This window comes from Marinobacter sp., assembly GCF_033722195.1.
Lineage (GTDB): Bacteria > Pseudomonadota > Gammaproteobacteria > Pseudomonadales > Oleiphilaceae > Marinobacter.
In genome coordinates, this window is sequence record NZ_JAWVZL010000051.1 from 1 (window position 1) to 21,301 (window position 21,301).

Genomic DNA, 21,301 nt, shown 5'->3' on the forward strand with positions numbered 1-21,301 from the left:
ATGCTGGTGAGTGCCTTTGCTGGCATCGCACCGGTGCGGGCGGCCTACCAGGAGGCGGTGGCCCGGCGGTCCCGTTTTTTCAGCTACGGCGACGCCATGTACATTATCGGGCAGCAACCCAGCCTCGGCGCCGAATTGGCGGCTTCCGACCAGGAGACATCCAGTGACTGACCGCTGTTTCATGAGCTTTGAGACCTTTGGCCAGGACGGCAAGGCCCGTCGTGGCCGGCTCACTTTCCCCCGTGGCCAGGTGGAGACCCCCGCCTTCATGCCGGTGGGCACCTACGGCACCGTCAAGGGCATGCTCCCCCGGGACATCGAGGCCATTGGCGCCCACATCATCCTGGGCAACACCTTTCACCTGATGCTGCGGCCCGGTACCGAGGTCATCAAGGCCCACGGCGACCTGCACGATTTTACCCAGTGGCAGGGCCCCATCCTGACCGATTCCGGCGGCTTTCAGGTCTTCAGCCTGGGGGAGATGCGCAAGATCACCGAGCAGGGCGTGACCTTCCGCTCGCCGGTGGACGGTTCTCCGGTGGAGTTGTCGCCGGAGATCGCCATGCGGGTGCAGCGGGACCTGGGCTCGGACATCGTCATGATCTTCGACGAGTGCACGCCTTACCCGGCCACCGAGCAGCAGGCCCGGGACTCCATGCAGATGTCCCTGCGTTGGGCCGAACGCAGCAGGCAGGCCCACGGCGACAGCCCATCGGCGCTGTTCGGCATCATCCAGGGCGGCATGTACAGCCACTTGCGGGAAGAGTCCCTCGCCGGGCTGGAACAGATCGGCTTCGATGGCTATGCCATTGGCGGCCTGTCGGTAGGGGAGCCCAAGGAGGACATGATCCGTATCCTGGATACCCTGCCGGCGCAGATGCCCGCGGACAAGCCCCGTTACCTGATGGGGGTGGGCAAGCCGGAGGACATCGTCGAGGCGGTGCGCCGCGGGGTCGACATGTTCGACTGCGTGCTGCCCACCCGCAACGCCCGCAACGGTTATCTGTTCACCTCCACCGGGGTGGTCAAGATCCGCAACGCCGCCCATCGCCACGACACCTCGCCCCTGGATGCCGACTGCGACTGCTACACCTGTCAGAACTTTTCCCGCAGTTATCTGCATCATCTGGATAAATGCGGCGAAATGCTGGGTTCACAGCTGAACACCATTCATAATCTGCGCTACTACCAGAACCTGATGGCCGGATTGCGTGGGGCCATTGAAGCAGGTACATTGTGCGACTTCATTGACGCTTTCTATGCCCGCCGGGGCGAGGCTGCGCCTGCCTCCACAGGGGTGTAGCCGGTTATCCGGTTGCGGTCTCATTGCTTTTTTCACATTCAACGGAGATACCCATGAAAATGATTCAGACCCTCCTCGCGGCCCTGATGGTGATGGCGCCCGGCTTCGCGTTTGCGCAGGACCCGGCAGGCCAGGGCATGAGCGTGATTGGCCAGGTGATTTTCTTCGCCGGTTTCATCCTGATTTTCTACCTGCTGATCTGGCGTCCCCAGTCCAAGCGCGCCAAGGAGCACAAGGCGCTGATGTCCGGTCTGAACAAGGGTGACGAGGTTGTGACCTCCGGCGGTCTGGCCGGCAAGATCACCAAGGTGGGCGACGACTTCATCGTGGTGGAAATAGCCGACAACGTGGAAGTGAAGGTTCAGAAAGTGGCGGTTGCCGCAGCTCTGCCAAAGGGCACCCTGAAAGACATCTGACCTCACCACAGGATTGTTGCTGACAAAGGCACCGCATGCTCAATAAATACCCGCTATGGAAGAATCTCGTCATCCTGATCGCCGTGGTGGTCGGGTTTATCTATGCATTGCCCAACCTGTATCCCGACGATTACGCGGTTCAGATCAGCGGTGCCCGCAGCAGCACCGAAGTCAACCAGCGCGCCCTTGACCGGGCCGTTGATGCCCTCCGGGAAGCCGGCATTGAGGTCAAGTCCTCCAGCCTCAGCGAGCGGGACGCGCTGATTCGCCTCACCGGCGGCGAAGCCCAGCTCAAGGCCCGTCCGATTGTCCAGGATGCCCTGGGCAGCGAGTACCTGGTGGCGCTGAACATGGCGCCATCCACCCCGGAGTGGCTGCGCAGTATCGGCGCCGGCCCCATGAAGCTGGGTCTCGACCTGCGGGGCGGTGTTCACTTCCTGCTGGAAGTGGATATGGAGACCGCCATCGAGCAGCGCCTGGAAGCCCTGTCCAGCCAGGTCAAACGCGAACTTCGCGACGAGCGCATCCGCTACCGCGGCGGTGATCTGGTGGGTAACCGGGAAGTGGTGCTGAGTTTCCGCGACGAAGCTGAACGAACCCAGGCCTTCAATCTCGTGCGCCGCCAGTACGACCAGTTCCTGCTGGACGAGCGCCGCGGTGAGGACGACGAATACCAGCTGGTGCTGACCCTGACCGAGGCCCAGATCCAGGAGATCGAGGACTACGCGGTCGAGCAGAACCTTACCACCCTGCGTAACCGGGTCAACGAACTGGGTGTGGCGGAGCCTCTCGTGCAGCAGCAGGGTCAGGCCCGGATCGTGGTGGAGCTGCCGGGCGTGCAGGACACCGCCCAGGCCAAGCGGGTCATAGGTGCCACCGCCAACCTGGAATTCCGGCTTGAGGCCCGCCCGGATGCACCGGCGGCCACCACCGAGGTCTATCCCTTCCGCGACGACCCCAATCGTACCGCCCGCCTCGAGAAGGACGTGATCGTCACTGGCGACAGCGTCGCCAACGCCCAGCAGGCCTTCGACGAGAACGGCCAGCCCCAGGTCAACATCACCATGAACTCCGTGGGCGGCGACCTGATGAACCGGGCCACCCGCGACGCCATCCAGCGTCGCATGGCGGTGCTGTTCATCGAGTACAAGTCGGAAACCGAGCAGAAGCGGGTGGACGGTGAGGTCACGACCGTCGAGAAGCGTACCGTGGACAAGGGCATTATCAGCCTGGCCACCATCCAGTCCGCCCTAGGCGCCAGCTTCCGCATCACCGGCCTGGATTCGGTGGCGGAGGCCTCCGAGCTGGCGCTGCTGTTGCGGGCGGGCTCACTGGCGGCGCCCATGTATTTCGTGGAAGAGCGCACCATCGGCCCCAGCCTGGGCCAGAAGAACATCGACGCCGGCATCATGTCGGTGACCCTGGGCTTTGCCCTGGTGCTGATCTACATGCTGGTGTTCTATCGCACCTTTGGCCTGGTGGCCAACATCGCCCTGGCCATCAACCTGATGATGCTGGTGGCCTGCATGTCCATCCTCTCCGCCACCCTGACCCTGCCGGGCATCGCCGGTATGGTGCTGACGGTCGGTATGGCGGTGGATGCCAACGTGCTGATCTTCGAGCGCATCAAGGAAGAGCTCAAGCTGGGGCTGCCGCCCCAGTCGGCCATCAACGCGGGTTACTCCCGGGCCTTTGTATCCATTGTGGACGCCAACATCACCACCCTGCTGGTGGCGGTCATCCTGTTCGCCATGGGCTCCGGCCCCGTAAAGGGTTTCGCGGTGGTCCTGTGCATCGGCATCCTGACCTCGCTGTTCACCTCCCTGCTGGTCAGCCGCAGTATCGTGAACCTGGTCTATGGCGGCCGTAATCTTGAAACACTGTCGATCGGGGGGAAACTTGCCAATGGCTAATCCAGAGAAGATGCCCATCGACTTCATGGGCATTCGCAAGATTGCGGGCGTGGTTTCCATTGTCCTGGTGATTGCCTCTATTGGCCTGCTGGCGGTCAAGGGCCTTAACCTGGGCCTGGACTTCACCGGCGGTACCGCGGTGGAGCTGGAGTACGCCGAGGCGCCGGCGCTGGATGAGATCCGCAACACCCTGTCCGAGGCCGGCTACGAGAACTTCGTGGTGCAGAACTTCGGCGCCGAGACCTCGGTACTGGTGCGGCTTTCCGATGCCTTCGACGACGAACTGGCAAACCGTGTCACCGAGGACCTGCGCGCGACCGGGGCCGAGCTCGAGCTGGTGCGGTCGTCCTTTGTAGGCTCCCAGGTAGGTGATGAACTCAAGGAAGACAGCGGCCTGGGCCTTCTGCTGGCCCTCGCGGTGGTGCTCATCTATGTCGGCATGCGGTTCCAGTTCAAGTTCGGTGTGGCCGCCGTGGTGCCCCTGGCCCACGACGTGATCATCGTCCTCGGGGTGTTCTCCCTGTTCCAGTGGACCTTTGATCTGAGCGTGCTGGCGGCTCTGCTGGCGGTGATCGGTTACTCCCTGAACGACACCATCGTCGTGGCGGACCGGATCCGGGAAAACTTCCGCAAGCTGCGGGAAGGGGATTCCTGGTACATCATCAACGAGTCCATCCACCAGACCCTCAGCCGGACACTGAACACCTCCGGTACCACCCTGGTGGTTCTGCTGGCGCTGTATTTCCTCGGTGGCGAAGCCATCAACAACTTTGCCATTGCGCTGATCATCGGCGTGGTTGTGGGCACTTACTCCTCCATCTACGTTGCAGCCAACATGCTGATGACGATGCAGGTGTCCCGCGACGACATGATGATCCCGGCCAAAGAAGGTGCGGTCGGTGAGCAGACCGAAGACGAGCAGCCGCCGGACTGGCTGAACCGGATGTAACCAGTTCAGGCAGCAAAAAGCCGCGCCCTGGTGACAGGAGCGCGGCTTTTTTGTGGCCGGGCCGGGCGGTGCGCCTGCCTTATTGCGGCAGGCGGCCCCGGAACGGATGCAGGGTCTTGAGCACTTCCTTGAACAGCTTGGGGTTGGCCACCACCACCTGCCGGCCCTGGGGGCTGGACGGGTTGCCGGAGAAGTCCCCGGTGAGGGCGCCGGACTCGTTGGCGATCACCAGCCCGATGGCCAGGTCCGCCGGTTCGGGGCGGAAAATGACCGCGGCGTCCAGGTGGCCGGCGGCGACCCGGGCGATATCCAGGGCCACGCAACCGGAAGTGCGCAGGCTGCTGGAATTCTGGGCCAGGGTGGCGGCCAGCTCACCCCAGAGCAGGGCGTTGTCGGAACCGCGGGCCTGATCCAGGATGTTGGTGACCAGGGCCGCCTGATCGGGATGCTTGACGGTGCTGGTGCGTACCCGGCGACTGTTGAGGGAGGAGCCATGACCGCGGCTGGCGGCATACTCTTCACCGGTCACCGGATTGACCAGCAACAGGTTCTCGGCGCGGTTGTCTTTCTTCTGCAGCAGCGCCAGGGCGAAGTCGGGGATGCCCCGCAAGAAGCTGTCCGCACCCAGTACCGGGAAAATGTGCCAGCTGCGTTCGTGCTCACCGGCGTCAGCCTCACCCAGGGGCGCAATGGCGTGATCCTTGTAGGATTTCTGCAATTGCTCTGCAAAGCTGTCGTAGATGGACTGCTGGACCCTGTCCAGCTGCGCCCGCAGATCCTGGGGGTCCTTCTCGGCCAGTTCCTGGCGCTCGAAATGGGCTTTCAGATAATCCGACCCCTGGCGCGCAATGCGAAGGGCCATTTTAATTGCTGGTTGCATCAGACTGGTTATCACCTGGGTGTGTGAAGGCCGCGTATGATAACAAAACGGGGTTTGCGCTGGTACGTTTTTCAGGGCTTGCGGCCTCCGCAATGTCACGGATAGCCGCGCCAGGCCGACCATTGCCCCGGGGTTCTGGTATCATGGCGGGCTAACGGACCCAACGGAGACCCCCTGTTCATGCGCAAAGCGGCGATGCCACAGCAAACGGCCATTGCGGCCCTGGAGAACGTCCGGATCGTTCTGGTGGAAACCTCCCATTCCGGCAACATCGGCGCTGTCGCCCGGGCCATGAAGAACATGGGGCTGGCGAACCTCTGGCTGGTCAACCCGGAAACCTTTCCCGACGAGGCCTCCTACGCCCGGGCGGCCGGCGCTGCCGACGTGCTGGATGCCGCGAGGGTGGTGGACACCCTGGCGGAGGCCATCGACGACTGTGTGCTGGTGATGGGCACCAGCGCCCGGGGCCGCAAGGTGCCCTGGCCGGTGATGGCGCCGCCCCAGGCTGCCGACAAGACCTTCGAGCATGCCGCCCAGGGCCCGGTGGCGCTGGTGTTCGGCCGGGAGAATCATGGTCTCAGCAACGACGAGCTGCAGCGCTGCCACTTCCACATCCACATTCCCTCCAACCAGGACTACAGCTCGCTGAATCTGGCCATGGCGGTGCAGGTGGTCTGCTATGAACTGCGGATGTTCTACCTCAGGCAGCTGGAGGAGGGCGAGTCCGGCCCCCAGTTGCGTGCCATGACCGGGCCCGCCGATGCCGGCTGGGATCGCCCGCTGGCCTCGGTGGCGGATGTGGAGGGATTCTTCACGCATATGGAGGATGTCCTGGTGGAGCTGGAGTTCCACAGCCGCGACAGGCCCCGTCAGCTGATGACCCGGTTGCGGCGGCTGTTCCAGCGTGCCCAGATGGACCAGATGGAGATCAATATCCTGCGGGGCATTCTGAGCGCGGTGGAGAAAAAAGCCGGCTTCGAGTCCTCCCGGTCGGAGCCCTGAATACTTGACTGAAATAGTTGGTCAATTCATACTCAATTCTGGAATTGTTGACCGTCCAACCCCCGTTATCCGAGGCCGCGCCCAATGCGATTGACCACAAAAGGCCGCTACGCCGTCACTGCCATGCTCGATCTCGCCCTCCATGCCGATGACGGCCCGGTGAGCCTGGCGGACATCTCTGGTCGCCAGGACATTTCCCTGTCCTATCTGGAGCAGCTGTTCGCCAAATTGCGGCGCCAGAAGCTGGTGGTGAGTGTTCGGGGGCCCGGTGGTGGTTACCGTCTGGGCCGGGGTTGCGACCAGGTGTTCATTTCAGAGGTGGTGGATGCGGTCAACGAGTCGCTGGACACCACCCGCTGCAAGAATCACGGCGACTGCCAGAACGGGGAGAAGTGCCTGACACACCATCTCTGGTCCGATCTGAGCGACCAGATCCACAGCTTTCTCAGCGAGATCAGCCTTGCCGACCTGATGAAGAAGCGCGAGATCCAGATCGTCGCCCAGCGCCAGAACAGCCGGCGCGAGGCCCAGACCATCAACACCGAGCGCCTGTCGGATCAGGCCCCGGTCTGACCCCAGCAACGATTCCGTGAGGCCATGAAAAAACCCGTCTATCTCGATTATGCCGCCACCACACCCGTCGACCCCGCTGTTGCCGAGGCCATGATGGGCTGTCTGACGCCGGATGGCGTGTTCGGCAACCCGGCGTCCCGGTCCCATGGCTTCGGCTGGCAGGCGGAAGCGGCGGTGGAAAAGGCGCGTCGGCAGGTGGCCGACCTGATCCACTGCGACCCCCGGGAGATCATCTGGACCTCTGGTGCCACCGAGTCCGACAACCTGGCCATCAAGGGTGCCGTGGCGGCTGTGGAGAATGCCCACATCATCACCTCCAGCATCGAGCACAAGGCAGTCATCGACACCTGCACCTGGCTTGAGCATCACGGCTGCCGGGTGACCTGGCTCAGCCCTGACGACCAGGGCCTGATCCGTGTCGAGCAGGTCGCGGAGGCGCTGACCGAGCAGACCACCCTGGTGAGCCTTATGATGGTCAACAACGAACTGGGTGTGCAGACGGACATCGAGGCCATCGGCACGCTGCTGCGGGAGCGGGGTGTGCTGTTCCATGTGGACGCCGCCCAGGCCGCCGGCAAGACCGAGATCGACCTGAGTCGGATGCCGGTGGACCTGATGTCGCTGTCCGGCCACAAGGTCTACGGTCCCAAGGGTGTGGGTGCGCTCTACGTGCGCCGCGACCCGGCGGTGCGCATCGAGGCCCAGATCCATGGTGGCGGCCATGAGCGCGGCATGCGCTCCGGTACGCTGCCCACCCATCAACTGGTGGGCATGGGGGCGGCCTTTGCCCTGGCCGGCGAGCAGCTCGAGCAGGAGCGCAGCCGCCTGGAGTCGCTGCGCAAGCGTTTTCTGGATGCGCTCCAGAGCCTTGAGGGGGTGCACCTCAACGGCCATCCCCAACAGCGGGTGCCGGGCATCATCAACCTGCGTTTTGACGGAGTCGAGGCGGAGTCCCTGATGCTGGGGCTGCGGGAATTGGCGGTCTCCTCCGGTTCCGCCTGTGCCTCGGCGACCCTGGCGCCGTCCTATGTACTGAAAGGGATCGGGCTGTCGGACCAGCAGGCACACCGGGCCCTGAGATTCTCTCTGGGACGGTTCACCACCGACGAGGAGGTGGATTTTGCCGCCGGCCAGATCGTCGAGGCGGTCACCCGGTTGCGGTCGGTGCGCCGGACCGTGGCCTGAGCCGCCGGCGCCGGTAGGCAGCTGGCCTCCGACTGCGTATAATCCCAGGCCTGATTTTTCTTGATCTTTCAAATGGAGAACTAGCATGTCAAACGAGCGCACGCTCTCGATCATCAAGCCCGACGCCGTTGCCAAGAACGTGATCGGCCAGATCTACAGCCGCTTCGAGAATGCCAACCTGAGCATCGTGGCCGCCAAGATGATGCACCTGACCCAGGAGCAGGCCGAGGGCTTCTACGCCGAGCACAAAGAGCGTGGTTTCTTTGCCGACCTGGTAGCCTTCATGACCTCCGGTCCGGTAATGGTGCAGGTGCTGGAAGGTGAGGGTGCGGTATTGAAGAACCGTGACCTGATGGGCGCCACCAACCCCAAGGAAGCGGCTCCCGGTACCATCCGCGCCGATTTCGCATCCTCCATCGATGCCAACGCGGTGCACGGTTCCGACTCCACCGCCTCCGCCGAGCGTGAGATTGCCTATTTCTTCAATGACAGCGAGATCTGCCCGCGCGGCTGATCCCGTTTACCGGAACAACCGTGCTTCCCGTTTCGGGGACCACGGTTGTTTCACGTTCAGGCTGACCGAGGTTCCCGAATGACAGCGCCCGCCACCAAAACCAACCTGCTGGGGCTCCCGAAAGCCCGACTCGAGGCGTTTTTCGAGTCGTTGGGTGAAAAGAAGTTTCGGGCGACCCAGGTGCTGCAGTGGATCCACCAGCGTGGCGCCGACGATTTCGACCAGATGACCAACATGAGCAAGGCCCTGCGGGACAAGCTCAAGGAAGTGGCCGAGATCCGCGGCCCGGAAGTGGTCTTCGACGAAACCTCCAAGGACGGCACCCGCAAGTGGGTCATGCGTATGGACAGCGGCAACAGCATCGAGACGGTGCTGATTCCCGATGGCCAGCGCGGTACCCTGTGTGTGTCCTCCCAGATCGGCTGCAGCCTGGACTGCACGTTTTGCTCCACCGGCAAGCGCGGATTCAACCGAAACCTGACGGCGGCCGAAATCATCGGCCAGGTGTGGGTGGCCCGCAAGGCCTTCATGCCCTTCGAGCCGGGCCCGGACCGTCCCATCACTAACGTGGTGATGATGGGCATGGGCGAACCCCTTCTCAACTTCGACAACGTCGTCGATGCCATGGACCTGATGATGGAGGACCTGGCCTACGGCATCTCCAAGCGCCGGGTCACCCTGAGCACCTCCGGCGTGGTGCCGGCCCTGGACCGGCTGGGGGAAGTTACTGATGTTTCACTGGCAATCTCCCTGCACGCGCCGAATGATGAGCTGCGTAACCAGTTGGTGCCACTGAACAAGAAATACCCGATTGCCGAACTGCTGGCGGCCACCCGCCGCTACCTGGCGCGGCTGCCGGACAAGCGCAAGGTGACCATCGAGTACACCGTCATCGAAGGCATGAACGACAAGCCCGAACACGCCCGGGAGTTGGCTGAACTTCTGCGGGGCTTGCCTTGTAAAATCAATCTGATACCGTTTAATCCGTTTCCGGAGAGTGATTTCAGGCGGCCCAAGGCAACGGCGACCCGCCGCTTTCAGACGATTCTCAGTGAGGCCGGCCACATCAGCACCATCCGGACCACCCGCGGCGACGACATCGATGCCGCCTGTGGCCAGCTGGTGGGCCAGTTTGAAGACCGCACCCGTCGGAGTCAGAGGTATATTCCGGTCCACCAGATGACACCCTGACGCTGACCGTATACACAGGACGACCACCACGTGAGTAACAGGCGATTACCGCAATTGATCAAGTGCATCGGCAGTCTGCTGGTTGTTGTCATGTTTGCTGGTTGCGTCACCACCACCGACAGCCGCTTTGCCCGCGAGGCCGACGAAGAGAAGGCACTGGAGGATTACGTCCAGCTTGCCACCGCCTACATCGCCCAGGGCAACTATGACCGCGCCCGGATGCATCTGGAGCGGGCCATGGAAATTGATGCGGATTACGCCCCTGCCCAGGCCGCACGTGGCCTGGTACTTCAGCGCGAGGGTGAGACGGCACTGGCGGAAAGTGCTTTCCTGAGGGCTCTGAAGGAAGACTCCGATTACACCCGCGGTCGGGTCTATTACGCCGCCTTCCTGTATGGGCAGGAACGCTACCGGGAGGCAAGGGACCAGTTTGCCAAGGCCAGCGCCGACACCGGCTATCCGGACCGCGGTTCGATTTTCTACAATCTCGGCCTGACCGAACGTCAGTTGGGTGATCATCAGGCCGCCGCCACCGCATTCAAACGGGCGGTGGAACTCAACCGCGGTGACGCCCGGTCCCTGCTGGCGCTTTCCAGTGCCCTGGTTGAGGCCGGCCAATACGACGAAGCAGCACGCTATTACGATCGTCTGGTGGGCATGATGGCCCGCAACAGACAGATGACCCATACCCCGGAAAGTCTGCTCACCGGCATCCGGCTGGCCCGCCATCAGGGCGACCAGAACCGCGAGGCGAGCCTGGCGCTGCTGCTGCGCAACCAGTATCCGAACTCAGAGCAATACCAAAAATACAAGGCGCTGACGTCCGATGACAACTGAAGAAAGCCCGCAACAGACCGGCCGCATGTCCGCCGGTGAACAGCTGCGCAGAGCCCGGGAAGCGGCGGGGCTGTCCGTCGCGCAGGTCGCGGAGCGCCAGCACCTGCGGCCGTCCGTCATCCAGGCCATCGAGAGCGGTGATTACCAGCAGATCGACAGTGAGCTCTTCCTGAAGGGCTATGTCCGGGCCTATGCCGGCCAGGTGGGTTTGTCGCCGGATGCGGTAATTGCCCAGCTGGACGAGGAGCTTGAGCCGGCGCGCCGGGAGCGGGAGCTGGCGGAGGAGACCAACCCGCTGCAGGACATCGAGCGTCGCAAGCTTCGCAAAAAGCGGGTCGCCCGGCTGATCGCCCTGCTGATCATTCTTGGCTTCCTGGCCTACGTGGGCATGCGCGTCATGGCGCCCACCCCGGAGGTGCCGCAGCAGACCGGGGTGCCGGAGGTAGACACGCCAGCCGTGCCGGACACGGCGGAAGCGCCGCAGCTCCCCGAGGCTGAGCCGGAGCCCGAGGGCGAGCTGGCGGAGCCGGAGACGGCCATTGAGTCTGAGCCGGCCACTGAGCCTGAGCCGGCGGCGGAACTCGGCGCCGAAACCGCGCCGGTGGTTCCGGTAGAGCCCCAGGCCCAGGGCTTCGCGGCCGCACCAGAGCCCGAGCTGGCCCCGGAACCCGCACCCGAGGCCAGGCCCGCCGAGCCCACCGTCGATGCGCCGCCGGTGCCGGCGCCCCCGAGCGCCGAACCGGGTGTGACTCTGGAGCCCGAGGCTCCTGCCGAACCGGCTCCCGTGGTCCCGGAGGGCCCCGAAGTGGCATTGGCTGCCAGTTTCGTGTCGCCCTGCTGGGTGGAGATTACCGATGCCACCGGTCAGCGCCTGGTGGCGGCGCTGTTCGACCGGGGCGACGAACTGCGAGTCGAGGGCCAACCCCCCATGAGGGTGGTGCTGGGAGCTGCCGATGCGGTCTCCGAATTGCAATTTCGCGGTGAGATCATTGATCTGTCGACTTACCGCACTGTGAACAACCGGGTGGAGTTCACGCTCGATATCTGACCCCGTCGAGCACACACTCATAGCTGAACTTGGTTAGCGCCTTATGAAACAGGAATCCCCAATCAAACGCCGTCGCTCACGGCAGATCATGGTGGGCAAGGTGCCGGTGGGCGGTGACGCCCCCATCGCCGTGCAGAGCATGACCAACACCGATACCTGCAACGTCGCCGCGACTGTGGCGCAGATTGAGGCGCTGCAGCAGGCCGGCGCCGACATCGTTCGGGTGTCGGTGCCGTCCATGGACGCCGCCGAGGCCTTCGGCCGTATTCGCAGCCAGGTGTCGGTGCCGCTGGTGGCGGATATCCATTTCGACCACAAGATCGCCCTGCGGGTGGCGGAGCTGGGTGTTGACTGCCTGCGCATCAACCCCGGCAACATCGGTCGGGACGACCGGGTCAGCGCCGTCATCAGCGCCGCCCGGGACCGCAACATCCCGATCCGGATCGGCGTCAACGCCGGCTCCCTGGAGAAGGCGCTGCAGCGCAAGTACGGCGAGCCTACGGCGGAAGCGCTGGTGGAATCGGCCATGCGCCACATCGATATCCTCGACCGCCACGACTTCCAGAACTTCAAGGTCAGCCTGAAGGCGTCCGAGGTGTTCATGACGGTGGCGGCCTACCGGCTGATCGCCAGCCAGATCGAGCAGCCGTTGCACCTGGGCATTACCGAGGCCGGTGGTTTCCGTTCCGGTACCGTGAAATCCTCCATCGGCCTGGGCATGCTGCTGATGGATGGCATCGGCGACACCATCCGGGTGTCCCTGGCGGCGGATCCGGTGCAGGAAATCAAGGTCGGGTACGATATCCTCAAGAGTTTGCGGCTGCGCAGCCGGGGCATCAACTTCATTGCCTGTCCCAGCTGTTCGCGGCAGAACTTCGATGTGATCCAGACCATGAACGATCTGGAAGCACGGCTTGAGGACGTCAATGCGCCCCTGGACGTGGCCATCATCGGCTGCATCGTCAACGGTCCCGGCGAGGCCAAGGAGGCCGATATCGGCCTGACTGGCGGCAGCCCCAAGAATCTCTTCTATATGGCCGGCAAGCCCAACCAGAAGCTGGACAACGCCACCCTGACCGACGACCTGGAGCGTCTGATCCGGGAAGAACTGGCCCGCCGCGAAGAGAAAGAAAAAACTATCATAGCGCGCTCCGACAGCTGACGCCGGCCCGGCAGCGGGCGGCGTCGAACCGGGCGGGAAGCAACAGGATTAAGGTTTCACCTTGGCAAAGATTCAGGCAATTCGCGGGATGAACGACATCCTGCCAGACCAGACGCCCTTGTGGCAGTATCTGGAAGACACCGTGCGGCGGGTCCTGGGTAGTTATGGCTACCAGGAAATCCGGATGCCGGTGGTGGAGCAGACCGAACTGTTCAAGCGCTCCATCGGCGAGGTCACCGACATCGTCGAGAAGGAGATGTACACCTTCGCCGACCGCAACGGCGACAGCCTGACCCTGCGTCCGGAAGGTACTGCCGGCTGCGTCCGTGCCGGTGAGGAACACGGCCTGCTGTTCAACCAGAGCCGCCGGCTCTGGTACACCGGCCCCATGTTCCGCCACGAGCGTCCCCAGAAAGGCCGTTACCGCCAGTTCCACCAGATCGGTGTGGAGTGTTTTGGCATGAACGGCCCCGATATCGATGCCGAACTGCTGGTGATGACGGCGCGCCTCTGGCAGGCCCTGGGGCTGGCCGGCCACACCCGCCTGGAGCTCAATACCATCGGCACCGCCGAGGCCCGACGTGCTTTCCGTGCCGCCCTGGTGGAGTTCCTGTCCGGTTTCCGGGACGATCTCGATGAAGACAGCCAACGCCGCCTTGAGACCAACCCGCTGCGTATCCTCGACAGCAAGAACCAGGACACCCAGCGCATCCTGGACGCCGCCCCCAAGCTGGACGATTTTCTCGACGACGAGTCCCGGGCGCATTTCGACCGTCTGCGGGAGCTGCTGGACGCCGCCGGCGTGGGTTACACCGTCAACCCACGCCTGGTTCGGGGCCTGGACTACTACGGCAAGACCGTGTTCGAGTGGATCACCGACAGCCTCGGTGCCCAGGGCACGGTCTGTGCCGGCGGCCGCTATGACGGCCTGGTGGAGCAGCTGGGTGGTCGTGCCACGCCTGCAGTGGGTTTTGCCATGGGCATGGAGCGCCTGGTGCTGATGTTGGAAACGCTGGAACTGGTGCCGGACACGGTCTCAGGGGATGCCGATGTCTACGTGACCGCCATGGGAGAGGCGGCGGTCAGCGCCGCCATGGCCCTCAGCGAGCGTCTGCGGGATGAGCTGCCCGGCGCCGTGGTGATGACCCACTGTGGCGGCGGCAGTTTCAAGAGCCAGATGAAGAAGGCCGATCGCAGCGGCGCCCGGTACGCGGTCATCCTGGGCGACAATGAAGTCAGCGCCGGCACCGCGGCAGTCAAGCCGTTACGGTCAGACGACCCCCAGCAGGAGCTGCCTCAGGATCAGGTTGGCGATGCCCTGCGGCGCGGGCTCGGTCGCGTTTCCGATCAAACACAGTGATTTTCCATCTACAACGATAATTCAGGCAGGAGTCAGTCAGCCATGGCCGAAATGCGGACCGAAGAAGAACAAGTCGAAGCGATCAAGAACTGGTGGAAGAAGAACGGCAGCGCTCTTCTGATCGGCGTTGGCGCGGCACTGGCCATCGTGTTCGGCTGGCAGGCCTGGCAGGATAGCCAGGCGGAGGCCCGCAGTCAGGCCGCGGCCCAGTTCGCAAGGCTGCTGGGCGCCCTCAACCAGGACAACGCCGAACAGCGCCAGGAAACCGTTGCCTACGTCGCCGGCCAGCTCCGTGAGAACTACGCCGACAGCGCCTACGCGGTTTACGGCACGCTGGTGCTGGCCCAGCAGCAACTGCTGGAGCAGGACGACGCCGCTGCCGCGGTCAGCTCGTTGCAGTGGGCCCTCGAGAACGTGGAGCAGGGCGGACCGGTGGGACCCATCGTGCGCCACCGTCTGGCCCAGGCCCAGTTTGCCGCCGGCAACGCCGACGCCGCCTTGGCCACGCTCCGTGAAGGCAGCGTACCGCCCGCCTACAGCGCCCTCTTTGCCGAGCTTGAAGGCGATATCCTTGTAGCCCAGGAGCGCCGCGACGAGGCCCGTCAAGCCTACCGCCGCGCCCGCGAGGCCATGGGCAACCAGGTCAACGGTCTGTTGGAACTGAAAATGGCCGATCTGGCCATCGGGGAGGACGCTTGATGCCTGTGGGCACTCGCCGGCACGGGATGCCGGCCTGTTTGATGCTGGTTCTCGCCTGGCTGGCCGGTTGCAGCTCCAGTGAACCCTTCGAGGAGCCGGCGCCGGTGCCCGAGGTGGTGTCCTCGGTGGAGCTGGACCGCGTCTGGCGTGTGACCGTCGGCGACGGCCACGACGGCAAGTTTCTCTACCTCCAGCCCGCGCTGCTGGCGGATACACTCTATGCGGTCTCGGCAGAGGGTGAGCTGGTCGCCGTGAATCCTGACAATGGGGAGTTCCTGTGGGAGCAGGAGCTGGACCGGGACATCATGGCCGGCGTCGGCGGTGACCTGGACCAGCTCTACTTGGTCACCGAGAACGCCCGCCTGCTGGCCCTGAGCCGGGAAAATGGCGAGGAACTCTGGGAAGCGGCCCTGCCCAACGAGGTACTGGCGCCGCCCCAGTCCAACGGCAACATGGTGCTGGCCCAGACCATTGACGGTAAGGTGTTGGCATTCGACACCGCCACCGGCAACAAGCGCTGGCAGTACGACGGTGTGGTACCGGTACTGACACTGCGGGGCGCCGCCACACCGCTGGTGGGCACCGACATTTCCCTGGTGGCCTTCGCCAACGGCCAACTGTTCGCGCTGGCCAACGAGAATGGCCAGCCGCTGTGGCAGTATGCCGTCGGCCAGCCCGCGGGACGCACCGAGCTGGAGCGGCTGGTGGATGTGACTGCCCAGCCGGTGGTGGTGGATTCGGCGGTGCTGGTGACCGGCTACCAGGGTGCCCTGGCAGCGCTGGACCTGCGCAATGGCCAGGAAATCTGGCGCCGGGAGATGTCGAGCCTGCGGTCACCGGCAATTGCGTATGGCAATATTTTCGTGGCCGAGTCTAATGGCACCATCAGCGCCGTGGCCGGCGCGACCCGCCGGATTGTCTGGGCCAATGACGAACTGGCCTGGCGCCAGCCCACCCAGCCAGTGGTGATTGGCGATCAATTGATGGTGGGGGACTTCGAGGGCTTCCTGCATCTGCTGTCTTTGGAAGACGGCAGTTTCACCGGTCAGCTCGAGTTTGATGACGAAGGCCTGCGGGTGCCCATGCTGCGCTGGCAGGACCGGGTAGTGGTATACAGCAATGGCGGTCGACTGGCCGCCTTCAAACTGAATAAGCGGGACTAGCTCCAGCCGTTGGGCCGGCGCCTTGCCGGCTCCAACTTCCTGAGTATTGGATAATTATGACCCCAGTGATTGCCCTGGTCGGCAGACCCAATGTCGGCAAATCCACCCTGTTCAACCAGATGACGCGTTCCCGCGATGCGCTGGTGGCGGATTTACCCGGCCTGACCCGGGACCGAAAGTATGGCGAGGGCAACTACGAAGGCCGTCGGTTCATCGTGGTCGATACCGGTGGCCTGACCGGTGACGAGCAGGGCCTCGATGCCGAGATGGCGCGGCAGTCGCTGCTGGCGGTCGAAGAGGCGGACATTGTGCTCTTCCTGGTGGACGGCCGTGCCGGCCTCACCGCCGGCGACGAGCTGATCGCCGCCCAGTTGCGGCGCACCGGCAAGAAAGCGCACCTGGTGGTCAACAAGACCGACGGCACCGACCCGGACGTGGCCGCCAGCGACTTCTACGGGCTGGGCTTCGAGTCGGTATTCCAGATTGCCGCCTCCCACAACCGCGGCATCCGCTCCATGCTGGAACTGCTGCTGCCCAGTGACGAAGAGCTGCAGGAGCAGGACCGGGCAGACCGCTACCCCGGTATCCGCATCGGCATCGTCGGCCGCCCCAACGTGGGCAAGTCGACACTGGTCAACCGGATGCTCGGGGAAGAGCGGGTGGTGGTCTACGACATGCCCGGCACCACTCGGGACAGCATCTACATCCCCTACGAACGCCAGGGCCAGCAATACACGCTGATCGACACCGCCGGCGTCCGGCGCCGCAAGAACGTCCGTGAAACGGTGGAGAAGTTCTCCATCATCAAGACCCTGCAGGCCATCGAGGACGCCCATGTGGTGATCCTGGTGATGGATGCTCGCGAGGGCCTGGTGGACCAGGATCTCCACCTGATCGGCTTCGTCCTGGATGCGGGCCGGTCGCTGGTGATTGCCGTCAACAAGTGGGACGGCATGGATCCGGAGGACCGGGCCCGGGTCAAAGAGCAGGTTCAGCGCCGGCTGGATTTCCTTGACTATGCCGATAAGCACTACATTTCCGCGCTGCACGGGTCCGGGGTGGGTGTGATGTACGAGTCGGTGCAGGAGTGCTACGAGTCCGCCATGGCGAAGTGGCCCACCAACCGGCTGACCACCATTCTGGAGGATGCCGTCCAGCAGCATCAGCCGCCGATGATCAATGGCCGCCGGATCAAGCTCCGCTACGCCCACCAGGGTGGCTCGAACCCGCCGGTGATCGTGGTGCATGGCAACCAGACCGCCTCCCTGCCGGGGGCCTACAAGCGCTATCTGGAGAACACCTTCCGCCGGGTGCTGAACGTCAAGGGCGCCCCCATCCGGTTCGAGTTCAAGTCCAGCGAGAATCCCTTTGCCGGCCGGGTCAGCCGCATGACGCCCCGCCAGAAGGTCAAGAAGGACAACGACATCAAGCGCGGCCGGGACAAGCGCCCGAAGAAACCGCGCCAGAAGAGCAAGAAGCCGAGCTGATCGCCCGGCACGGATACCGAAGGGGCCTCAGGCCCCTTTTTGTTTTTCAGCACTCTGCTTTTCGTCGGACGTCTGGCGGGCGTCGCTGACCTGCTGGGCCTGCACCGCGGTCAGGGCGATAGTGAACACGATGTCCTCCACCAGTGCGCCCCGGGACAGATCGTTGACCGGCTTGCGCAGCCCCTGCAGCATGGGTCCGATGCTGACCACGTTGGCGCTGCGCTGGACTGCCTTGTAGGTGGTGTTGCCGGTGTTCAGGTCGGGGAAGATGAACACCGTGGCGCGGCCGGCCACCTTGCTGTCCGGCGCCTTGCTCTTGGCCACGCTTTCGTTGGCGGCGGCGTCGTACTGCAGGGGGCCGTCGATGGCCAGGTCCGGCCGCCGTTCCCGGGCCAGGCGGGTGGCCTTGCGAACCTTCTCCACATCCTCGCCGGAGCCGGATTCGCCGGTGCTGTAGCTGATCATCGCGACCCGGGGCTCGATGCCGAAGGCCTCTGCGGATTCGGCGCTCTGGATGGCGATGTCTGCCAGCTCCTCGGCGTTGGGGTCGGGATTGATGGCGCAATCGCCGTAGACCAGCACCTGCTCGGGCAGCAGCATGAAGAACACCGACGACACCACCTTGGCATGGTCGTGGGTCTTGATCAGCTGCAGCGCCGGGCGCACGGTGTTGGCGGTGGTGTGCACTGCGCCGGAGACCAGGCCGTCGGCCTCGTCAGTGGCCACCATCATGGTACCCAGCACCACGTTGTCCTCCAGCATGGCCTCGGCCATGTCCGGCGCCAGGCCCTTGTGTTTTCTGAGTTCCACCATGGGCTCGACGTAGTTGGAGCGCACCCTGGCCGGGTCGATGATCTCGATCTTCTCCGGCAGCTCCATACCCTGGGATTCGGCCACCGACTGGATCTCGTCCCGGTCACCGATCAGCACGCAGCGGGCCAGGCCGCGACGGTGGCAGGTGATGGCGGCCCGTACGGTGCGGGGTTCGTTGCCCTCCGGCAGCACGATTCGCTTGTTGGCGGCGCGGGCCTTCCGGGATAGCTGGTAACGGAAGGCCGGAGGTGACAGCCGGCGCTCCCGCTCGATCTTCAGGTGCTCCTGAAGCCAGTCGGTGTCCAGTGCCGAGGCCACCGCTTCCATGACGTTTTCGATACGCTCCGGATCGTCCACCGGCACCTCCGGCGACAGGTTGGCCAGGTCGCGGGCGGTTTCGTAGGTGTTGGTCTTTGCCAGCAGCAAGGGCAGGCCGGTGTTCAGTGCCTGCTTGCAGGCGTTGAGGGTACGCTGGTCGGGCCGCAGGTTGCCGGTCAGCATCAGGCCCGCCACCGGGACACCGTTGAGGGCGGCCAGGGCCGTGGCCACCAGGATGTCCTCGCGATCTCCGGGCGTGACGATGAGCGTACCCGGCCGCAGGGTTTCCACCATGTTGGGGATGGTGCGGGCACTGACGGACACCCTCTGGACCCGGCGGCCCTGGCTGTCGCCCTCATGCAGGACCTCTACCTTCAGGTCTCGAGCCACGTCCGAGACCCGGGGTGCCACCAGCTCGGGCTGCCAGGGAATCGCCCCCAGCAGACGCAGGCGCTTGTCGCTGAAGATCCGGCATTCGCGGTCATAGTCCACGTCTGGCTGAGGCCGCTCGGGCTCACTGCGGGGGGCAAATGCCGAAGGCTCGGGCTCGCCGACCCTGTTGAGGATAACGCCGATGACGTCCGGGTCCTCCGGATCGGCGAACAGCCGGGCGGAGAAATCCAGCCACTCGTCCAGTTCTTTCGGGGTGCGGCGCTCCGGCTTGCTCACCAGAATCACCTCGGCCCCCAGGTTGCGGGCGATCTCCACGTTGAGGCGGGCGGTGTAGGCCTCGCTGCGATCCGGCACCAGGCCCTCGATCACCACCACGTCGGCATCGCCGACGGCATTGTGGTATTCGGCGACCACATCCTCCATCAGCTCCTCGGTCTTGCCCTTGTTGAGTAGCTGCTGGGCGTGATGCAGGCTGATGGGCGGCGGCGGATCCATGTCGGTTCGGGCCCGCACGAAGGCGATGGAGCGATCGTTGCTGTCCCGCTCGTCGCGCTCCTGCTGGCTCTGTCCAACCGGTTTGTAGAAGGCCACCCGGACGCCGACCCGGTCCAGCGCACGCACCAGGCCGAGACAGATGGAGGTGAGCCCGCAGCCCAGTCCGGTAGGGGCGATGAACAGATTCTTAGCCATGGTCGGATCCTTGTTCCAGGGCGGCGCGGGCGATGACGGCTTCCTCATTGGTGGCGATCACCAGGATGGGGAAGCGGCTGTCGTCATGGCTGATGCGGTGGCCGCTCTTGTGGCCGTGATGGTGATTGGCGTCGGGCTCCAGCCGGAAACCGAGCAGCCCCAGGTGGGCGAGGGTATCCTGCCGGACCCGGGCGCTGTTCTCGCCAATGCCGCCGGTGAACACCAGCGCGTCGAGCCGGTCCAGGGAGGCCATCATGGCGCCGATATAGCGTGCCAGCCGGAAACAGAACACCGCCAGGGCCTGGCCGGCAGCGCGGTCGCCGTCGTCCGCCAGGGCCACCAGTTTGCGCATGTCGTTGGTACTGCCGGACAGGCCCAACAGGCCACTCTCCCGGTTCAGGATGCGGTCCAGTTCGCCGGCGTCGATGCCCTTGCGATCCAGGAAGGCCACCAGGCCCGGGTCAATGTCGCCGGAGCGGGTGCCCATGACCAGGCCTTCCAGCGGTGTCAGTCCCATGCTGGTGTCGACACTGCGGCCGTCCCGGATGGCGGTGATGCTGCAGCCGTTGCCAAGGTGGGCGGAGATGATGGAGGTCTGCCCGGGCTCGCGCTCGAGCAGCTCGGCGCTCCGGCGCAGCATGTAATAGTGGCTGGTGCCGTGGAAGCCGTAGCGGCGCACCCCCCAGTCCTCGTAGAAGCGTCGCGGCAGGCCGTAGAGGTAGGCGTGGGCCGGCAGGGTCTGGTGGAACGCGGTATCGAAGACAGCCACCTGGGGCACCTCGGGAAACAGCTTGCGGGTGGCGCGGATACCGGTCAGGTTGACCGGGTTGTGCAGCGGCGCCAGGCTGGCGCAGCGGTCGATGGTGGCGATGACGTCATCGTCCAGCAGCGCCGGTGCGGTGAAGGCCTCGCCGCCGTGCACCACCCGATGGCCGATGGCCAGGGGCTGCTCTCCCAGCAGGTCCTGATCGCGGAGGCCCTGCACCAGCACCTCCAGGGCCTGCTGGTGATCGGCCTTGGCCGGCAGATCCAGGGTCTTTCCGTTCGAGTCGATCTCGGCCCGGGCATCGTCCTGGCCCAGGCGCTCGGCCAGGCCGGTGGCCAGGCTTTCCAGGTCGCGGTTGAACAGTCCCAGCTTGAGGGATGAGCTGCCGCAGTTTACGACCAGTATGACGTCGTCCATGAAGCGGGTCCTCTGGCGGTTTGTTGGACGGCCAGCCAGCGCCGCGCCGTTCGGGAGCCCCTGGAAGCCTTGGGAGCGGTGTTGCGGCGACTCGATTTGGAACCACCAAACCTTCGCCACCGCGCCTTGCTCTCAAGGCTTCCAGCTGCTCCGAAGATCAGCAAATTGACCGGACGGGACACTAGACCCGGGAGCGGTGATTACTGCGGAGCCAGGCTTCGA

20 protein-coding genes are annotated in these 21,301 nt (G+C 64.4%); 17 read left to right on the forward strand and 3 right to left on the reverse strand.

All coding sequences use genetic code 11. The features are described 5' to 3' along the window. From R3280_RS10400 to secF, 5 genes are all read left to right on the forward strand, one after another. Positions 1-171, forward strand: a 171-nt coding sequence (locus R3280_RS10400; RefSeq protein ID WP_318998556.1) for an S-adenosylmethionine:tRNA ribosyltransferase-isomerase, incomplete at its 5' end; no start/stop codon positions are given. A gap of 10 nt (positions 172-181) precedes the next feature. Further along, positions 182-1,303 (forward strand): tRNA guanosine(34) transglycosylase Tgt, encoded by a 1,122-nt coding sequence (gene tgt, locus R3280_RS10405; protein WP_318998557.1) that lies wholly within the window; start codon positions 182-184, stop codon positions 1,301-1,303. Positions 1,304-1,356: 53 nt separating this feature from the next. Further along, positions 1,357-1,719 (forward strand): preprotein translocase subunit YajC, encoded by a 363-nt coding sequence (yajC, locus tag R3280_RS10410; protein ID WP_413468765.1) that lies wholly within the window; start codon positions 1,357-1,359, stop codon positions 1,717-1,719. Between the two features lie 35 nt (positions 1,720-1,754). After that, on the forward strand, positions 1,755-3,632 hold the full coding sequence (gene secD / locus R3280_RS10415; RefSeq protein ID WP_318998540.1) for a protein translocase subunit SecD: 1,878 nt from the start codon (positions 1,755-1,757) through the stop codon (positions 3,630-3,632). Beyond that, the gene (secF, locus tag R3280_RS10420) at positions 3,625-4,581 is read left to right on the forward strand and encodes a protein translocase subunit SecF (protein WP_318998541.1); all 957 of its coding nucleotides are present in this window, start codon (positions 3,625-3,627) and stop codon (positions 4,579-4,581) included. Before secD ends, secF begins: the two co-directional genes overlap by 8 nt. Before the next feature lie 79 nt (positions 4,582-4,660). Here the strand turns inward: secF and R3280_RS10425 are convergent, their stop codons facing one another. Next, positions 4,661-5,461: an inositol monophosphatase family protein gene (locus R3280_RS10425; RefSeq protein WP_318998542.1), complete on the reverse strand. Its 801-nt coding sequence runs from the start codon at positions 5,459-5,461 to the stop codon at positions 4,661-4,663. Between the two features lie 180 nt (positions 5,462-5,641). Between R3280_RS10425 and trmJ the strand changes: the two genes are divergently transcribed. The 12 genes from trmJ to der all read left to right on the forward strand — a co-directional run bounded on the left by trmJ (position 5,642) and on the right by der (position 17,682). Further along, a complete protein-coding gene (trmJ, locus tag R3280_RS10430; protein ID WP_318998543.1) occupies positions 5,642-6,463 on the forward strand; it encodes a tRNA (cytosine(32)/uridine(32)-2'-O)-methyltransferase TrmJ in 822 nt (273 codons plus the stop codon). An 84-nt stretch (positions 6,464-6,547) separates the two neighbouring features. Further along, on the forward strand, positions 6,548-7,036 hold the full coding sequence (gene iscR / locus R3280_RS10435; protein ID WP_318998544.1) for a Fe-S cluster assembly transcriptional regulator IscR: 489 nt from the start codon (positions 6,548-6,550) through the stop codon (positions 7,034-7,036). Positions 7,037-7,060: 24 nt separating this feature from the next. Further along, entirely contained in the window at positions 7,061-8,221 is a 1,161-nt protein-coding gene (locus tag R3280_RS10440; RefSeq protein ID WP_318998545.1) for an IscS subfamily cysteine desulfurase, read from the forward strand. An 85-nt stretch (positions 8,222-8,306) separates the two neighbouring features. Beyond that, on the forward strand, positions 8,307-8,735 hold the full coding sequence (gene ndk, locus R3280_RS10445) for a nucleoside-diphosphate kinase (protein WP_318998546.1): 429 nt from the start codon (positions 8,307-8,309) through the stop codon (positions 8,733-8,735). 78 nt (positions 8,736-8,813) lie between these two features. After that, the gene (gene rlmN / locus R3280_RS10450) at positions 8,814-9,926 is read left to right on the forward strand and encodes a 23S rRNA (adenine(2503)-C(2))-methyltransferase RlmN (protein WP_318998547.1); all 1,113 of its coding nucleotides are present in this window, start codon (positions 8,814-8,816) and stop codon (positions 9,924-9,926) included. Between the two features lie 30 nt (positions 9,927-9,956). Further along, positions 9,957-10,763, forward strand: a complete 807-nt coding sequence (pilW, locus tag R3280_RS10455; RefSeq protein ID WP_318998548.1) for a type IV pilus biogenesis/stability protein PilW — start codon at positions 9,957-9,959, stop codon at positions 10,761-10,763. Then, complete coding sequence (locus tag R3280_RS10460; protein ID WP_318998549.1) at positions 10,753-11,811, forward strand: RodZ domain-containing protein; 1,059 nt, start codon at positions 10,753-10,755, stop codon at positions 11,809-11,811. The genes pilW and R3280_RS10460 overlap by 11 nt, the downstream gene beginning before the upstream one ends. Positions 11,812-11,854: 43 nt before the next feature. After that, positions 11,855-12,973 carry a flavodoxin-dependent (E)-4-hydroxy-3-methylbut-2-enyl-diphosphate synthase gene (gene ispG / locus R3280_RS10465; protein ID WP_318998550.1) on the forward strand — a complete coding sequence of 373 codons (1,119 nt, stop codon included), beginning with the start codon at positions 11,855-11,857 and terminating at the stop codon, positions 12,971-12,973. 61 nt (positions 12,974-13,034) lie between these two features. After that, a complete protein-coding gene (hisS, locus tag R3280_RS10470) occupies positions 13,035-14,333 on the forward strand; it encodes a histidine--tRNA ligase (RefSeq protein WP_318998551.1) in 1,299 nt (432 codons plus the stop codon). 42 nt (positions 14,334-14,375) lie between these two features. Beyond that, on the forward strand, positions 14,376-15,032 hold the full coding sequence (locus R3280_RS10475; protein ID WP_318998552.1) for a YfgM family protein: 657 nt from the start codon (positions 14,376-14,378) through the stop codon (positions 15,030-15,032). Then, positions 15,032-16,195 (forward strand): outer membrane protein assembly factor BamB, encoded by a 1,164-nt coding sequence (gene bamB, locus R3280_RS10480; RefSeq protein ID WP_318998553.1) that lies wholly within the window; start codon positions 15,032-15,034, stop codon positions 16,193-16,195. The genes R3280_RS10475 and bamB overlap by 1 nt, the downstream gene beginning before the upstream one ends. 56 nt (positions 16,196-16,251) lie before the next feature. Continuing rightward, on the forward strand, positions 16,252-17,682 hold the full coding sequence (der, locus tag R3280_RS10485; RefSeq protein WP_413468766.1) for a ribosome biogenesis GTPase Der: 1,431 nt from the start codon (positions 16,252-16,254) through the stop codon (positions 17,680-17,682). Positions 17,683-17,709: 27 nt separating this feature from the next. Here the strand turns inward: der and pta are convergent, their stop codons facing one another. Both pta and R3280_RS10495 read right to left on the reverse strand, forming a co-directional pair. After that, on the reverse strand, positions 17,710-19,896 hold the full coding sequence (pta, locus tag R3280_RS10490; RefSeq protein WP_318998554.1) for a phosphate acetyltransferase: 2,187 nt from the start codon (positions 19,894-19,896) through the stop codon (positions 17,710-17,712). Then, the gene (locus tag R3280_RS10495) at positions 19,889-21,079 is read right to left on the reverse strand and encodes an acetate kinase (protein ID WP_318998555.1); all 1,191 of its coding nucleotides are present in this window, start codon (positions 21,077-21,079) and stop codon (positions 19,889-19,891) included. Before R3280_RS10495 ends, pta begins: the two co-directional genes overlap by 8 nt. Positions 21,080-21,301 lie beyond the last annotated feature (222 nt).

Excerpts from the sequence above, each read along its gene's own strand:
- tgt (WP_318998557.1), top strand. The coding sequence starts at position 182 with ATGAGCTTTGAGACCTTTGGCCAGGACGGCAAGGCCCGTCGTGGCCGG.
- pta (WP_318998554.1), bottom strand. The coding sequence starts at position 19,896 with ATGGCTAAGAATCTGTTCATCGCCCCTACCGGACTGGGCTGCGGGCTC.
- ispG (WP_318998550.1), top strand. The coding sequence starts at position 11,855 with ATGAAACAGGAATCCCCAATCAAACGCCGTCGCTCACGGCAGATCATG.
- bamB (WP_318998553.1), top strand. The coding sequence starts at position 15,032 with ATGCCTGTGGGCACTCGCCGGCACGGGATGCCGGCCTGTTTGATGCTG.
- R3280_RS10495 (WP_318998555.1), bottom strand. The coding sequence starts at position 21,079 with ATGGACGACGTCATACTGGTCGTAAACTGCGGCAGCTCATCCCTCAAG.
- iscR (WP_318998544.1), top strand. The coding sequence starts at position 6,548 with ATGCGATTGACCACAAAAGGCCGCTACGCCGTCACTGCCATGCTCGAT.
- R3280_RS10475 (WP_318998552.1), top strand. The coding sequence starts at position 14,376 with ATGGCCGAAATGCGGACCGAAGAAGAACAAGTCGAAGCGATCAAGAAC.
- secD (WP_318998540.1), top strand. The coding sequence starts at position 1,755 with ATGCTCAATAAATACCCGCTATGGAAGAATCTCGTCATCCTGATCGCC.
- R3280_RS10460 (WP_318998549.1), top strand. The coding sequence starts at position 10,753 with ATGACAACTGAAGAAAGCCCGCAACAGACCGGCCGCATGTCCGCCGGT.
- R3280_RS10425 (WP_318998542.1), bottom strand. The coding sequence starts at position 5,461 with ATGCAACCAGCAATTAAAATGGCCCTTCGCATTGCGCGCCAGGGGTCG.
- trmJ (WP_318998543.1), top strand. The coding sequence starts at position 5,642 with ATGCGCAAAGCGGCGATGCCACAGCAAACGGCCATTGCGGCCCTGGAG.
- rlmN (WP_318998547.1), top strand. The coding sequence starts at position 8,814 with ATGACAGCGCCCGCCACCAAAACCAACCTGCTGGGGCTCCCGAAAGCC.
- der (WP_413468766.1), top strand. The coding sequence starts at position 16,252 with ATGACCCCAGTGATTGCCCTGGTCGGCAGACCCAATGTCGGCAAATCC.
- yajC (WP_413468765.1), top strand. The coding sequence starts at position 1,357 with ATGAAAATGATTCAGACCCTCCTCGCGGCCCTGATGGTGATGGCGCCC.
- secF (WP_318998541.1), top strand. The coding sequence starts at position 3,625 with ATGGCTAATCCAGAGAAGATGCCCATCGACTTCATGGGCATTCGCAAG.
- R3280_RS10440 (WP_318998545.1), top strand. The coding sequence starts at position 7,061 with ATGAAAAAACCCGTCTATCTCGATTATGCCGCCACCACACCCGTCGAC.
- ndk (WP_318998546.1), top strand. The coding sequence starts at position 8,307 with ATGTCAAACGAGCGCACGCTCTCGATCATCAAGCCCGACGCCGTTGCC.